Source organism: Streptococcus sp. 5905, assembly GCF_013276505.1.
Classification (GTDB): domain Bacteria; phylum Bacillota; class Bacilli; order Lactobacillales; family Streptococcaceae; genus Streptococcus.
The window spans coordinates 585,323-599,517 of sequence record NZ_VMLC01000001.1; the positions used below are offsets into that span (position 1 = coordinate 585,323).

Annotated in this window: 14 protein-coding genes; 12 read left to right on the forward strand and 2 right to left on the reverse strand. The window is 41.3% G+C overall.

What is annotated here, in order from left to right:
• Positions 1 to 10: 10 nt before the first annotated feature.
• The 5 genes from sufD (at position 11) to HT680_RS02920 (ending at position 5,932) form a co-directional block, all read left to right on the forward strand.
• On the forward strand, positions 11 to 1,273 hold the full coding sequence (gene sufD / locus HT680_RS02900; protein ID WP_173258078.1) for a Fe-S cluster assembly protein SufD: 1,263 nt from the start codon (positions 11 to 13) through the stop codon (positions 1,271 to 1,273).
• A gap of 10 nt (positions 1,274 to 1,283) precedes the next feature.
• Positions 1,284 to 2,510 carry a cysteine desulfurase gene (locus HT680_RS02905; protein WP_173258080.1) on the forward strand — a complete coding sequence of 409 codons (1,227 nt, stop codon included), beginning with the start codon at positions 1,284 to 1,286 and terminating at the stop codon, positions 2,508 to 2,510.
• Positions 2,497 to 2,937 (forward strand): Fe-S cluster assembly sulfur transfer protein SufU, encoded by a 441-nt coding sequence (sufU, locus tag HT680_RS02910; RefSeq protein ID WP_173258082.1) that lies wholly within the window; start codon positions 2,497 to 2,499, stop codon positions 2,935 to 2,937. The genes HT680_RS02905 and sufU overlap by 14 nt, the downstream gene beginning before the upstream one ends.
• A gap of 58 nt (positions 2,938 to 2,995) precedes the next feature.
• On the forward strand, positions 2,996 to 4,408 hold the full coding sequence (gene sufB, locus HT680_RS02915) for a Fe-S cluster assembly protein SufB (RefSeq protein ID WP_173258084.1): 1,413 nt from the start codon (positions 2,996 to 2,998) through the stop codon (positions 4,406 to 4,408).
• Between the two features lie 126 nt (positions 4,409 to 4,534).
• Entirely contained in the window at positions 4,535 to 5,932 is a 1,398-nt protein-coding gene (locus HT680_RS02920; RefSeq protein ID WP_173258086.1) for an amino acid permease, read from the forward strand.
• Positions 5,933 to 5,954: 22 nt separating this feature from the next.
• On the opposite strand, the gene HT680_RS02925 is transcribed toward HT680_RS02920, so the two are convergent.
• The gene (locus HT680_RS02925; RefSeq protein WP_173258088.1) at positions 5,955 to 6,803 is read right to left on the reverse strand and encodes a YitT family protein; all 849 of its coding nucleotides are present in this window, start codon (positions 6,801 to 6,803) and stop codon (positions 5,955 to 5,957) included.
• Between the two features lie 143 nt (positions 6,804 to 6,946).
• Between HT680_RS02925 and HT680_RS02930 the strand changes: the two genes are divergently transcribed.
• Positions 6,947 to 7,783, forward strand: a complete 837-nt coding sequence (locus HT680_RS02930; RefSeq protein ID WP_173258090.1) for a DegV family protein — start codon at positions 6,947 to 6,949, stop codon at positions 7,781 to 7,783.
• Positions 7,784 to 7,890: 107 nt separating this feature from the next.
• Positions 7,891 to 8,166 carry an HU family DNA-binding protein gene (locus HT680_RS02935; protein ID WP_001284636.1) on the forward strand — a complete coding sequence of 92 codons (276 nt, stop codon included), beginning with the start codon at positions 7,891 to 7,893 and terminating at the stop codon, positions 8,164 to 8,166.
• 131 nt (positions 8,167 to 8,297) lie between these two features.
• On the opposite strand, the gene HT680_RS02940 is transcribed toward HT680_RS02935, so the two are convergent.
• The gene (locus tag HT680_RS02940) at positions 8,298 to 9,284 is read right to left on the reverse strand and encodes an L-lactate dehydrogenase (RefSeq protein WP_000204722.1); all 987 of its coding nucleotides are present in this window, start codon (positions 9,282 to 9,284) and stop codon (positions 8,298 to 8,300) included.
• 193 nt (positions 9,285 to 9,477) lie between these two features.
• Here HT680_RS02940 and gyrA point away from each other — a divergent pair, with 193 nt between their 5' ends.
• The 5 genes from gyrA to HT680_RS02965 all read left to right on the forward strand — a co-directional run bounded on the left by gyrA (position 9,478) and on the right by HT680_RS02965 (position 14,173).
• Positions 9,478 to 11,946, forward strand: coding sequence for a DNA gyrase subunit A (gyrA, locus tag HT680_RS02945; protein WP_173258092.1), 2,469 nt, complete (start codon positions 9,478 to 9,480; stop codon positions 11,944 to 11,946).
• Entirely contained in the window at positions 11,946 to 12,692 is a 747-nt protein-coding gene (locus tag HT680_RS02950; RefSeq protein WP_173258094.1) for a class A sortase, read from the forward strand. Before gyrA ends, HT680_RS02950 begins: the two co-directional genes overlap by 1 nt.
• 73 nt (positions 12,693 to 12,765) lie before the next feature.
• Entirely contained in the window at positions 12,766 to 13,182 is a 417-nt protein-coding gene (locus HT680_RS02955; RefSeq protein WP_173258096.1) for a hypothetical protein, read from the forward strand.
• 26 nt (positions 13,183 to 13,208) lie between these two features.
• Positions 13,209 to 13,838, forward strand: a complete 630-nt coding sequence (locus HT680_RS02960) for a hypothetical protein (protein WP_173258098.1) — start codon at positions 13,209 to 13,211, stop codon at positions 13,836 to 13,838.
• A gap of 131 nt (positions 13,839 to 13,969) precedes the next feature.
• The gene (locus HT680_RS02965; RefSeq protein ID WP_173258100.1) at positions 13,970 to 14,173 is read left to right on the forward strand and encodes a hypothetical protein; all 204 of its coding nucleotides are present in this window, start codon (positions 13,970 to 13,972) and stop codon (positions 14,171 to 14,173) included.
• Positions 14,174 to 14,195 lie beyond the last annotated feature (22 nt).

Below are 14,195 nucleotides of genomic sequence, written 5' to 3' on the forward strand. Positions count from 1 at the left end.
GGAGAAGTAAATGACTAAAGAAACTATTAAACTTTTTTCAGAAATGCACGCTGAACCAAGCTGGTTGTCCGACCTCCGTCAAAAAGCTTTTGATAAGATTGAGAGTTTGGAATTACCAGTTATCGAGCGTGTGAAATTTCATCGTTGGAATCTGGGAGATGGGACCATTACAGAAAGCGGACCATCAGCAAATGTTCCTGACTTCACAGCTTTAGACAATCACTTGAAATTGGTTCAAGTAGGCACCCAAACTGTTTTTGAACAAATTCCAGTAGAATTGGCTGAACAAGGGGTAGTCTTTACAGACTTCCACTCAGCTTTAGAAGAAATTCCAGAGCTCGTAGAAGAATTCTTCATGTCATCTGTTAAATATGACGATGACAAATTAGCAGCTTACCACACGGCTTACTTTAATAGTGGTGCTGTTCTCTATATTCCTGATAATGTTGAGATTGCAGAGCCAATCGAAGGAATTTTCTACCAAGACAGCGATAGTGATGTACCATTTAACAAGCATATCCTTATTATCGCTGGTAAAAACAGCAAGATTAGTTATCTGGAGCGTTTAGAGTCACGTGGTGAGAGTAGTGCTAAAGCAACTGCCAATATCACAGTGGAAGTCATTGCTCGTTCAGGTGCGCAAGTGAAGTTTGCAGCGATTGACCGTCTTGGTGAGAATGTCACTGCCTACATTAGCCGTCGTGGTAAGTTGGGCAATGATGCAAGTATTGACTGGGCGATTGGTGTCATGAATGAAGGAAATGTCGTTGCTGACTTTGATAGCGACTTGCTTGGAAATGGTAGCCATGCAGACCTTAAGGTTGTTGCTCTTTCAAGTGGTCGTCAGGTGCAAGGGATTGACACTCGCGTAACCAACTATGGTTGCAACTCAATCGGAAATATCCTGCAACATGGAGTTATTCTTGAGAAAGCAACTTTGACCTTCAACGGTATCGGTCACATCATCAAGGGAGCTAAAGGAGCAGATGCCCAACAAGAAAGTCGAGTTCTTATGCTTTCAGACCAGGCGCGTTCAGATGCCAACCCAATTCTTTTGATTGATGAAAATGATGTTACTGCAGGTCACGCGGCGTCTATCGGTCAGGTAGATCCAGAAGACATGTACTACCTTATGAGCCGTGGCTTGGACAAGGCAACTGCAGAACGTTTGGTTGTTCGTGGTTTCCTTGGATCCGTTATCGTAGAGATTCCAGTCAAGGAAGTTCGTGACGAAATGATTGCAACTATCGAAGAAAAATTGTCAAAACGCTAAGGGGAAGGCTATGTTAGATGTAGAAGCGATTCGCAAGGATTTTCCAATTTTAGACCAGATTGTCAACGATGAACCTCTGGTCTATCTGGACAATGCTGCGACGACACAAAAACCACTAGCAGTTCTGGAAACAATCAACCGCTACTATGAGCAGGACAATGCCAATGTTCACCGTGGTGTCCATACCTTGGCGGAACGGGCGACAGCTTCCTATGAAGCTGCTCGTGAAACCATTCGTAAGTTTATCAACGCAGGTTCGACAAAGGAAGTTCTCTTCACCAGAGGAACGACAACCAGTCTTAACTGGGTGGCACGCTTTGCTGAGGAAATCCTGACTGAGGGAGATCAAGTTTTGATTTCTGTCATGGAGCACCATTCCAACATCATTCCATGGCAGGAAGCCTGTCGCAAGACTGGGGCAGAGCTTGTCTATGTTTATCTCAAGAACGGAGCTCTGGATATGGATGACTTGCGAGCTAAATTGACTGATAAGGTTAAATTTGTCTCCCTAGCTCACGCCTCCAATGTTCTTGGTGTGGTCAATCCAATCAAGGAAATCACGCAAATGGCCCACCAAGTTGGAGCCATCATGGTAGTGGATGGTGCTCAATCTACGCCTCATATGAAGATTGATGTTCAGGACTTGGATGTGGACTTCTTTGCCTTTTCGGGTCACAAGATGGCTGGCCCGACTGGTATCGGTGTGCTTTATGGTAAAGAAAAGTATCTTGAGCAAATGTCACCAGTTGAATTTGGTGGTGAGATGATTGATTTCGTCTATGAGCAATCTGCTAGTTGGAAGGAATTGCCTTGGAAATTTGAGGCTGGGACACCCAATATGGCAGGAGCTATTGGACTTGCAGCTGCAGTGGATTATCTAGAAAAGATTGGTATGGATGCCATTGAAGCTCATGAACAAGAACTGATTGCATACGTCTTTCCAAAATTGCAGGCCATTGAAGGTTTGACTATTTATGGTTCGCAGGATTTGGCTCAACGTTCAGGTGTTATTGCCTTTAACCTAGGTGATCTTCATCCCCATGACCTAGCTACAGCACTGGATTATGAAGGAGTGGCTGTTCGCGCTGGTCATCATTGCGCCCAACCTTTGCTCCAATATTTGGAAGTCCCAGCAACAGCTCGTGCAAGTTTTTATATCTACAATACTAAGGCGGATTGTGACAAACTAGTCGATGCCTTACAAAAGACAAAGGAGTTTTTCAATGGCACTTTCTAAACTAGATAGCCTTTATATGGCAGTGGTGGCAGACCATTCGAAAAATCCACATCACCAAGGGAAGCTGGAAGATGCTGAGCAAATCAGCCTCAATAATCCAACCTGTGGGGATGTCATCAACCTCTCTGTCAAGTTTGACACAGAGGACCGTTTGGAAGATATTGCTTTTCTAAATTCAGGATGCACGATTTCAACTGCTTCTGCTAGTATGATGACAGATGCCGTTTTAGGGAAGACCAAGCAAGAAATTTTAGAACTTGCGACCATTTTTTCTGAAATGGTTCAAGGACAAAAAGATGAGCGTCAAGACCGACTTGGCGATGCAGCCTTCTTATCAGGTGTTGCCAAATTCCCTCAAAGAATAAAGTGTGCAACCCTAGCTTGGAACGCTCTTAAGAAGACAATTGAAAATCAAGATAACAGATAAGACAAGTTTCTTTTGTCTTATAAATCAGTAGAAAATGAAGAATGAAAGAAAGGATATTATGGCTGAAGAAAGAGTAGAACCAAAACCAATTGACCTTGGTGAATATAAATTTGGTTTCCATGATGATGTAGAGCCTGTCCTATCGACAGGAAAAGGACTCAACGAAGGTGTTATTCGTGAATTATCTGCTGCCAAGGGTGAGCCTGAGTGGATGTTGGAGTTCCGTTTGAAGTCTTATGAAACCTTCAAGAAAATGCCTATGCAAACTTGGGGAGTGGACTTGTCAGAGATTGACTTTGATGATTTGATCTACTACCAAAAACCATCTGACAAACCAGCCCGTTCTTGGGATGAAGTTCCTGAAAAAATCAAAGAAACCTTTGAACGTATCGGGATTCCTGAAGCTGAGCGTGCCTATCTAGCTGGAGCTTCTGCCCAGTACGAATCAGAAGTGGTATACCACAACATGAAGGAAGAGTTTGAGAAGTTAGGAATTATCTTTACAGATACGGATTCTGCCCTCAAGGAATACCCAGACTTGTTTAAACAGTACTTTGCGAAGTTGGTCCCGCCGACTGATAATAAGTTGGCAGCCCTTAACTCAGCAGTATGGTCAGGTGGAACCTTTATCTACGTACCAAAAGGTGTCAAGGTAGATATCCCACTTCAAACCTACTTCCGTATCAATAACGAAAATACAGGTCAGTTCGAACGTACCTTGATTATCGTTGACGAGGGAGCAAGTGTTCACTACGTAGAAGGTTGTACAGCGCCAACTTACTCAAGTAACAGCTTGCACGCAGCCATTGTAGAAATCTTTGCTTTGGATGGAGCTTATATGCGTTATACGACTATTCAAAACTGGTCTGATAACGTCTATAACCTAGTAACAAAACGTGCCAAAGCTTTGAAAGATGCGACAGTTGAGTGGATTGATGGTAACTTGGGTGCCAAAACAACCATGAAATATCCATCTGTTTATCTAGATGGAGAAGGGGCGCGTGGTACTATGCTCTCTATCGCCTTTGCTAATGCAGGGCAACACCAAGACACGGGTGCTAAGATGATCCACAATGCTCCACATACCAGCTCATCTATCGTGTCTAAATCCATCGCTAAAGGCGGAGGAAAGGTGGACTACCGTGGACAAGTAACCTTTAACAAGAACTCTAAGAAATCTGTTTCTCACATTGAGTGTGATACCATTATCATGGATGACTTGTCAGCGTCAGATACTATTCCATTTAATGAAATTCACAACTCGCAAGTTGCTTTGGAACACGAAGCCAAGGTATCTAAGATTTCAGAGGAACAACTCTATTACCTCATGAGCCGTGGTTTGTCAGAATCTGAGGCAACCGAGATGATTGTCATGGGATTTGTCGAACCCTTCACAAAAGAACTTCCAATGGAATACGCAGTTGAGCTGAATCGCTTGATTAGCTATGAGATGGAAGGGTCTGTTGGGTAAGAATATGCAAGTTCTGAACAGGAAGTCTTCCTGTTCAGAATTTTTTTCAAAAATGGACCTAATAAATATTCACAAAAATGCTTTTATGTGGTAAAATAAAACAATTACATTTAGTGGAGATGAAGTATGAATATTTTTAGAACCAAGGATGTTAGTCTGAGACAGACAGAGATGCATCGCCATTTGAAATTGTGGGATTTGATTCTATTAGGGATCGGTGCCATGGTAGGGACGGGGATTTTCACCATTACAGGAACAGCAGCGGCTACCCTAGCTGGTCCATCACTAGTGGTTTCCATCGTGATTTCTGCCCTGTGTGTTTCTCTATCAGCCTTATTTTTTGCAGAATTTGCCTCTCGTGTTCCTGCAACTGGTGGCGCGTATAGCTATCTCTATGCGATTTTAGGAGAATTACCAGCATGGATTGCTGGCTGGTTGACCATCATGGAATTTATGACAGCTGTTTCAGGTGTGGCGTCTGGTTGGGCAGCTTACTTTAAGGGTTTGCTCAGTAATTATGGTATCTCCATGCCTCAAGCCTTGAATGGAACTTTTAACCCTGAACAGGGAACCTATATCGATCTTCTGCCTATTTTAGTACTGACATTGGTAACGGGATTGGTTTTGTTAAATTCCAAGGCAGCCTTACGCTTTAATTCGCTTCTAGTGGTCTTGAAATTCTCTGCTCTTGCCTTATTTATCCTAGTTGGCATTTGGTATATCAAACCTGAAAACTGGTCGAATTTTGCTCCTTTTGGTTTTGGTCAGCTTTATGGAGGAAGTACTGGGATTATGGCAGGAGCCTCTTTGATGTTCTTTGGTTTTCTCGGTTTTGAGTCGATTTCCATGGCAGTTGATGAAATTCAAAGTCCGCAAAAAAATATTCCTCGCGGAATTGTGCTTTCTCTGACAATCGTCACCATTCTCTATGCCTTGGTAACAATAGTATTGACTGGGATTGTTCACTATAGCCAACTCAATGTGGATGATGCAGTGGCCTTTTCATTGCGTAGTATCGGAATTGGCTGGGCAGCCAACTATGTTTCACTGGTAGCTATTCTAACCCTGATAACCGTATGTATTTCCATGACCTACGCTCTTTCTCGAATGGTTTACAGCTTAGCACGTGATGGTCTATTACCTCGAAGTTTTAAACAGCTAAGTAAAACTAGCCGGGTTCCAAAGAATGCGACCATCTTAACAGGAGTTGCTTCAGCCATTGCAGCAGGAGTCTTTCCGCTAGCCAGTATCGCTGCTTTTTTAAATATCTGTACACTAGCCTATCTAATTCTACTTGCCTACGGTATTATCAAGCTCAGAAAGGATAAGGGCATGCCAAAAGAAGGAGAATTCAAAACTCCTTTAGTGCCGCTTTTGCCGATCCTTTCCATCCTTATCTGTGTTTCCTTTATGCTTCAGTATACCAAGGAAACATGGATTGCCTTTGGACTTGCTTTGTTGGTTGGACTAGTGATTTACTTTACTTATGGCTATCGTCACTCTACACTTTCTGAAGAAAAATAAAAGCTGGGAATTCCCAGCTTTTTTAATCTTTTACATAAGTAAATCCCTCACCCAGAATTTCATGAGCCTCAGTGATGGTGATAAAGGCTTGAGGATCGATTTGGTGAATCATATCCTTCATTTTAACGATTTCATTTCGACCGACGATACAGTAGATAATTTTTAAATCCTTTTTGCTGTAGTAGCCTTGACCAGATATAAAGGTTACGCCACGTCCGAGTTCATCGTTAATTTTCTCGGCTAACTGATCTGGAAATTGAGTTATAATCATAAATCCTTTACCAGCATAACCTCCTTCACCGATCAGGTCGATAACACGAGCGATGATAAAGTCAAATAAGAGAGTATAAGTCACTAGGCGCAAATCTTGGAAGATAATCAAAATCAACATTAGAATAATGAAATCAAGCGAGAAAAGCAATTTTCCAATTGAAATATTGGTGTATTTGTTGAGGATGCGAGCAACAATATCTGATCCACCTGTTGTACCACCAGCATTAAAGATGATTCCCAAACCAACTCCCAGTAAAACACCAGAAACTAAAGAGACGATAATGAGATCGCCTTGCAAGTCAAATTGTAAAGGAATTCGTTCAAAGACAGCAAGCCAGACAGAGAGGGAGATAGTTCCCAAGAGACTGGAGTAGAGAGTCTTAGAACCAAATATTTTCCAGGCTAGGATAAATAAAGGAATATTTATCAAGAGGTTCATCAATGAGACTGGAATTTTAAAGAGATAGAAGGTAATCAATGTGATACCAGTTGCTCCGCCTTCAAACAAATGGTGAGGAACTACAAAATAGGTAAGACCAAAGGCATAAATAGCTGCCCCAAGTATGATAGTAATAATAGGCTGAACTTTTCGGATCATGACTTTCCCTCGCTTTTCTATAGATAGATTATACCAAAATTCCAAGCTTTTTCATTGGATTCATCATGATTTTTTAACAATTTTTTGATATAATAAAAGTGATAAATCCCTATCTTATTGAGAAGAATAGAAAGATTGAAGATATGACACAAGTAAAAATTGTAACTGATTCCTCTGTTACTATTGAACCAGAAGTAGTTAAAGAATTAAATATCACCGTTGTTCCTTTATCTGTGATGATTGATGGTACCCTTTATTCTGATGCAGATTTGAAAGAAGGGGAATTCCTGCATCTTATGCAAGAGAGTAAAAATCTGCCTAAAACCAGTCAGCCTCCAGTGGGAGTATTTGCTGAAGTTTTTGAAGAACTAGGTGAAGACGGCAGTCAGATACTCGCTATTCACATGTCCCATGCCTTGTCTGGAACTGTTGAAGCTGCTCGCCAAGGGGCAAGTCTCTCAACTGCTGATGTGACCGTTATTGATAGTTCTTTTACAGATCAGGCGATGAAGTTTCAAGTTGTTGAAGCAGCTAAACTTGCCCAAGAAGGCAAAGATTTAGAAACTATCTTGGCACATGTGGAAGATGTGAAAAACCATACCGAACTTTATATCGGTGTTTCGACTTTGGAAAATTTAGTCAAAGGTGGTCGTATTGGGCGTGTGACAGGCTTGATCAGTTCTCTGTTGAATATTCGTGTCGTTATGCAAATGAAGGAGCATGAACTGCAACCTATTGTAAAGGGGCGCGGTGCTAAGACATTTAAAAAATGGCTTGACGAGTTGGCCGAGACCCTTTCTCATAAATCCGTTGCAGAAATTGGAATTTCCTACGCTGGTACCAATGAATGGGCCAATGAGATGAAGAATGTTTTACAAACTTATGTCGAAAAACCAATCTCAGTACTGGAAACGGGCTCTATTATTCAGACGCATACGGGCGAAAATGCATGGGCTATCTTAGTTCGATATCATTCCTAAAAAAATAGAGAAAAATCGTTAGAAATAGCGTTTTTGACTTGACCTGTGGGCGATTTTAGGATATGATTATATTTGTTAATTAGAAATTATTTGGAGGAATTATTAACATGGCAAACAAACAAGATTTGATCGCTAAAGTAGCAGAAGCTACAGAATTGACTAAGAAAGATTCAGCAGCTGCAGTTGACGCTGTATTCGCAGCAGTAACTGAATACCTTGCAGCTGGTGAAAAGGTTCAATTGATTGGTTTCGGTAACTTTGAAGTTCGTGAGCGTGCTGCACGTAAAGGTCGCAACCCACAAACTGGTAAAGAAATCAAAATCGCAGCTTCTAAAGTTCCAGCATTCAAAGCTGGTAAAGCTCTTAAAGACGCTGTTAAATAATTTGAGTTTAAAAAGCCTATTGCATCAAGCTTTCTAGCTTGGTCAGTAGGCTTTTTTGTTTTGGAAAATATGATTTTATCGTTCTGTGCAAAAAGAAAAAGGCTCCCATGAAATGAGAACCTTCTTTGTAATTAGTTTTTAGAAGCTGCTTGGAACTCAGGGTTTTTCCATGCTTCATCAATAATTGCTTGCAATTCTTTTGCAGATGCTTGCATTTTTTGTGTTTCAGCGTCGTTCAATGGGATGTTTACTGGACGAACGATACCGTGTGCACCAACAACAGCTGGTTGACCGATAAAGACGTTTTTAACACCGTATTGACCTTCTTGGAAGACTGAAAGTGGAAGTACTGCATTTTCGTCATCAAGAATTGCTTTTGTGATACGAGCAAGTGCTACTGCGATACCGTAGTATGTAGCTCCTTTTTTGTTAATGATTGTGTATGCAGCGTCACGAACACCTTCGAACAATTCAATCAATTCAGCTTCTTGAACGTTTTGAGTATCTTTAAGGAATTCTTCAAGGTTTACACCAGCGATGTTGGCATGTGACCAAACCGCAAACTCAGAATCTCCGTGTTCACCCATGATGTAGGCGTGAACGGAACGAGCATCAACATCTAATTTTTCAGCAAGTGCTTGACGGAAACGTGCTGAGTCAAGTGAAGTACCTGAACCGATAACACGTTCTTTAGGGAATCCAGAGAATTTCCAAGTTGAGTAAGTCAAAACGTCAACTGGGTTAGCCGCAACAAGGAAGATACCATCAAAACCTGATTCAACAACCTGTGTTACGATTGATTTGTTGATAGCCAAGTTTTTACCTACAAGGTCAAGACGAGTTTCACCTGGCTTTTGAGGAGCACCTGCAGTGATAACAACAAGGTCAGCGTCTGCACAGTCAGAGTATTGAGCAGCGTAGATTTTTTTAGGTGAAGTGAAGGCAAGGGCATGGCTAAGGTCAAGCGCATCACCAACAGCTTTTTCGTGTAATTGTGGAATTTCGATAATTCCAAGCTCTTGTGCAATTCCTTGGTTAACAAGTGCGAAAGCGTAAGATGAACCTACGGCACCGTCACCAACAAGGATCACTTTTTTGTGTTGTTTAGTTGAAGTCATTATCTAAACATCTCCTTCATTTTTTTTAGGGAATTCCCCAGACACTTTAATTCTATCACTTTTAAAAAACTTTGTCACGGATATTCTATTCGGTTATTGATGTAAACGTTTTAGTAGTTTCAGAAGCCTGAAATAAAGGACATTTTATGGTATAATATATCTAATTACTAATAGTGAAATGAGGCATTTATTAATGCAGGATAAAAATTTAGTGAATGTCAATCTGACAAAGGAGATGAAGACCAGCTTTATCGATTACGCCATGAGTGTTATCGTAGCGCGTGCTCTTCCTGATGTTCGAGATGGCTTGAAGCCTGTTCACCGCCGTATTCTTTACGGAATGAATGAATTAGGTGTTACTCCAGATAAACCCCATAAAAAATCAGCCCGTATTACAGGGGATGTTATGGGTAAATACCACCCGCACGGAGACTCATCTATTTATGAAGCCATGGTCCGTATGGCCCAGTGGTGGAGCTATCGTTACATGCTTGTGGATGGGCATGGAAACTTTGGTTCTATGGACGGGGACGGTGCTGCCGCTCAACGTTACACTGAGGCTCGTATGAGCAAGATTGCTCTTGAAATGCTTCGTGATATCAATAAAAACACCGTTGATTTCGTAGATAACTACGATGCTAACGAACGTGAACCCTTGGTCTTGCCAGCTCGTTTTCCAAACCTTTTGGTCAATGGGGCAACTGGTATCGCTGTTGGGATGGCTACCAATATTCCACCTCACAACTTGGGTGAAACCATTGATGCTGTGAAGCTCGTCATGGACAATCCAGATGTGACGACTAAGGACTTGATGGAAGTCTTGCCTGGTCCAGATTTTCCAACTGGTGCTCTTGTCATGGGGAAAGCAGGTATTCATAAGGCTTACGAAACTGGTAAAGGATCGATTGTTCTTCGTTCTCGTACAGAGATTGAAACTACTAAGACGGGTCGCGAACGGATTGTTGTAACGGAATTTCCTTACATGGTCAATAAAACTAAGGTGCATGAACATATTGTTCGCTTGGTTCAGGAAAAACGTCTTGAGGGCATTACAGCCGTACGTGATGAGTCCAACCGTGAAGGGGTTCGCTTTGTGATAGAGGTCAAGCGCGACGCATCTGCCAACGTTATCCTTAACAATCTCTTCAAGATGACCCAGATGCAAACCAATTTTGGTTTCAACATGTTGGCGATTCAAAATGGTGTGCCGAAGATCTTGTCCCTTCGTCAAATCTTGGATGCTTATATCGAGCACCAAAAAGAAGTGGTTGTTCGCCGTACCCGTTTTGACAAGGAAAAAGCAGAAGCGCGTGCGCACATCTTAGAAGGTCTTTTAATCGCGCTAGACCATATCGACGAAGTGATTCGTATTATCCGTGCTAGTGAAACGGATGCGGAAGCCCAAGTCGAATTGATGAGCAAGTTCAAACTTTCTGAGCGTCAAAGTCAGGCTATCCTTGATATGCGTCTCCGTCGTTTGACAGGATTGGAACGCGATAAGATTCAGTCTGAATATGATGAATTGATTGCCTTGATTGCAGATTTGGCTGATATTCTTGCCAAACCAGAGCGCGTGGCGCAAATCATCAAAGACGAATTGGACGAAGTCAAACGCAAGTTTGATGACAAACGTCGTACCGAGTTGATGGTCGGAGAGGTCTTGACCCTTGAAGATGAAGATTTGATTGAAGAGTCGGATGTCTTGATTACCCTTTCTAACAAGGGCTACATTAAACGTTTGGACCAAGGTGAGTTCACTGCTCAAAAACGAGGTGGTCGTGGTGTCCAAGGTACGGGAGTTAAGGATGATGACTTTGTGCGTGAGTTGGTTTCAACCAGCACCCATGATCATTTGCTCTTCTTTACCAATAAAGGACGCGTCTATCGCCTTAAAGGTTATGAAATCCCTGAATATGGTCGTACCGCTAAAGGCTTGCCAGTTGTCAATCTTTTGAAGTTGGACGAAGGTGAGAGCATTCAGACCATCATCAACGTTGAGTCTGAACGTAGCGATGACGCCTATCTCTTCTTTACAACTCGTCACGGTATTGTGAAGAGAACCAGTGTCAAAGAGTTTGCTAATATTCGTCAAAATGGACTTAAAGCCTTGAATCTCAAGGATGAGGATGAGTTGATCAATGTTCTATTGACAGAAGAAGACACAGATATTATCATTGGTACCAAGTTTGGTTATGCTGTTCGCTTTAATCAGTCGGCTGTTCGTGGCATGAGCCGTGTCGCGACAGGTGTTCGAGGAGTCAATCTTCGTGAAGGGGACACAGTAGTTGGAGCTAGTGTCATTACAGACCAGGACGAAGTCCTTATCATCACTGAAAAAGGTTATGGTAAGCGTACCCTTGCTACTGAATATCCAACTAAAGGCCGCGGTGGTAAAGGGATGAAGACAGCCAATGTTGCTGAGAAGAATGGTCCTCTTGCAGGTCTCCTCACTGTTAAAGGGGATGAAGACTTGATGATTATCACAGATACAGGTGTCATGATTCGAACCAATGTTGCCAATATTTCACAAACAGGACGCTCAACCATGGGAGTTAAGGTGATGCGTCTAGACCAAGATGCCAAGATTGTGACCTTCACAACGGTTGCTGCAGCAGAAAAAGAAGAAGTTGGGACTGAAATTGAAACAGAAGGTGAAGCATAATGTCTCGTAAAAAAACGAAAAATAAGAAGAGTAACCGTAAAAATATACTAATCAATATTTTAGCTGGATTTTTAATTCTTCTATCCCTTGCCTTGATTTTTAATGCTCAAATTCGTGACATCTTTATGGTTTGGAATACCAATAAATACCAAGTCAGTCAGGTGACTAAGGAAAAGATTGAAGAGAATAAAGAGACAGAGGGAAATTTCGATTTTGATTCTGTCAAATCCATCTCATCAGAAGCGGTGTTAGCTGCCCAGTGGGATGCTCAGCAACTTCCAGTCATCGGAGGGATTGCCATTCCTGAAGTAGAGATCAACCTGCCTATTTTTAAAGGTTTGGATAATGTAAACTTGTTCTACGGGGCAGGGACCATGAAAGCAAATCAGAAAATGGGAGAAGGCAACTATTCACTAGCCAGCCACCATATCTTTACTGCTGAAAATGCGAGTCAGATGCTCTTTTCGCCTTTGGTCAATGCCAAGGCGGGGATGAAAATTTATCTGACTGATAAAGATAAAGTATACACCTATGAGATTCGTGAAGTGAAGCACGTAACCCCCGATCGGGTAGATGAAATCGAGGATCGTGAAGGAGTTAAGGAGATTACGCTGGTAACTTGTGTGGACTATAATGCGACAGAGCGGATTATTGTTAAAGGTGATTTTAAAGAAGTTAAAGCTTATTCTGAAACATCTGATGATATCCTAAGCGCCTTTAATAAGCCATATAAACAACGTTATTAACCTCAAAAACCAGTGAATTGTATTTTTCACTGGTTTTTGTCAAATAGAACCGTCGGTCAAAGGAGAATAATGCATGTTCGAATATCTTTTTTTTGGAATGAAAACGATGTGGGAAAGTCCTGTTTTTAGTTTTGCCTTTTACTTATTAGCCTCTATTCTTTTACTAATCTTTTGGCGACGTTTTATAATTGTCCGTCGTAGTGGTGGTGATTTTTTTGCCCCGTTTCACATTGCCAATGGGAGATTTTATATTCACAATGCTTTTGTATTTGTGAAGAGAATCATTCCGCTGAATAACATCAAAATGATTGAAGTCAAATATATTCGAAGTGTCAAATTGAATGGGGCAAGATATCATTTGTGTATCGAAAGAAAAGATGGAAAAACTGTCAGTTTTTTCTTCGGACAATCAAAACAGAATGATCTCCTTGTGAAGAATCTAAAGAATGAAACTAAAAACTACCATATTAGAATTGTAATAGATGGATAAGTGTTTAGCTTAAGAAAGGAATGATCATGGATAAGCTACAAGAAGTCAGAGAAAATGAACAGTTAAGGACCTTACTGATGACTGAATGTGATATTTATTTTTATGACAAGATAAGTGAAGTTCAGTTTTCAGGGAACAATGAGGAATACTCTCTTGCCTGTAAGGCATTTGCTCAAGACGGTAGTGGGGGAGAATATGTTTTTCTCGAAGATAACAGCATAGGCTTTATCGGAAGTGAGGGGCAAGTGGGGAGAGTAGCAGAAAGCCTGGATGACTTACTGACATTCCTACTTCATGCAGGTTGTATTTCGGATTTTAGTTGTCGGCATCTTTATCAGAACACAGACTTATTGAAAGCATTTTGTAGGGGCTATGTGTCTAAAATACGAGAAAGCTATCAGGTTAAGCAGGAAAATTGGGATCAGATACGAGGAAATATGGCTCAAAAACTATCACTTGATTTCAATCCTGAAAAACTAGAAAAAGTAGCCATGGCATTTTATCAAGCGGCGACAAGGGAGCCTGTCTTTTCCTGTAAGTATATAGACGGTGAAGAAGAGTATACCTGCAATTCAGTCTTGTCGGACATTGTGGGCTTGTGGACGACAGAACTTGTAGGCATGAGTAGAGAAGAAATCGAAAACTATAAAATTTGATAATGTATGATGCTTGCAAGATGCTCATTCAACTTTAATGGTATCTTTTCAATGTGAGAGAAATCTGGTCAGTAAGTTGAAAGATTTATCGTAAGTAACCGAAGGATGCCTGGCATAAGAGAGGATAGATAATGAGTCAGTTAAGAGAAAAGTCTTTAGTTAGGCTCAAAGAAGACATAACAAGTAGTTTTCCATTTGACAAGGACCTTCCTATGATATACTTGGGAGAAATTGCCAATATGGCTGGACACGGAATCTTCATAGGAAAATCGGGGAAGTCTTATTTTGGATATCATATTTCACATTTTAGAGAACTAAGTGAAGATGAGATATAGGACTTTCGCAGTAGGAAAAATA

Excerpts from the sequence above, each read along its gene's own strand:
- HT680_RS02935 (WP_001284636.1), top strand. The coding sequence starts at position 7,891 with ATGGCAAACAAACAAGATTTGATCGCTAAAGTAGCAGAAGCTACAGAA.
- HT680_RS02960 (WP_173258098.1), top strand. The coding sequence starts at position 13,209 with ATGGATAAGCTACAAGAAGTCAGAGAAAATGAACAGTTAAGGACCTTA.
- gyrA (WP_173258092.1), top strand. The coding sequence starts at position 9,478 with ATGCAGGATAAAAATTTAGTGAATGTCAATCTGACAAAGGAGATGAAG.
- HT680_RS02930 (WP_173258090.1), top strand. The coding sequence starts at position 6,947 with ATGACACAAGTAAAAATTGTAACTGATTCCTCTGTTACTATTGAACCA.
- HT680_RS02965 (WP_173258100.1), top strand. The coding sequence starts at position 13,970 with ATGAGTCAGTTAAGAGAAAAGTCTTTAGTTAGGCTCAAAGAAGACATA.
- HT680_RS02920 (WP_173258086.1), top strand. The coding sequence starts at position 4,535 with ATGAATATTTTTAGAACCAAGGATGTTAGTCTGAGACAGACAGAGATG.
- HT680_RS02955 (WP_173258096.1), top strand. The coding sequence starts at position 12,766 with ATGTTCGAATATCTTTTTTTTGGAATGAAAACGATGTGGGAAAGTCCT.
- HT680_RS02940 (WP_000204722.1), bottom strand. The coding sequence starts at position 9,284 with ATGACTTCAACTAAACAACACAAAAAAGTGATCCTTGTTGGTGACGGT.
- HT680_RS02950 (WP_173258094.1), top strand. The coding sequence starts at position 11,946 with ATGTCTCGTAAAAAAACGAAAAATAAGAAGAGTAACCGTAAAAATATA.
- HT680_RS02925 (WP_173258088.1), bottom strand. The coding sequence starts at position 6,803 with ATGATCCGAAAAGTTCAGCCTATTATTACTATCATACTTGGGGCAGCT.
- sufB (WP_173258084.1), top strand. The coding sequence starts at position 2,996 with ATGGCTGAAGAAAGAGTAGAACCAAAACCAATTGACCTTGGTGAATAT.
- sufU (WP_173258082.1), top strand. The coding sequence starts at position 2,497 with ATGGCACTTTCTAAACTAGATAGCCTTTATATGGCAGTGGTGGCAGAC.
- HT680_RS02905 (WP_173258080.1), top strand. The coding sequence starts at position 1,284 with ATGTTAGATGTAGAAGCGATTCGCAAGGATTTTCCAATTTTAGACCAG.
- sufD (WP_173258078.1), top strand. The coding sequence starts at position 11 with ATGACTAAAGAAACTATTAAACTTTTTTCAGAAATGCACGCTGAACCA.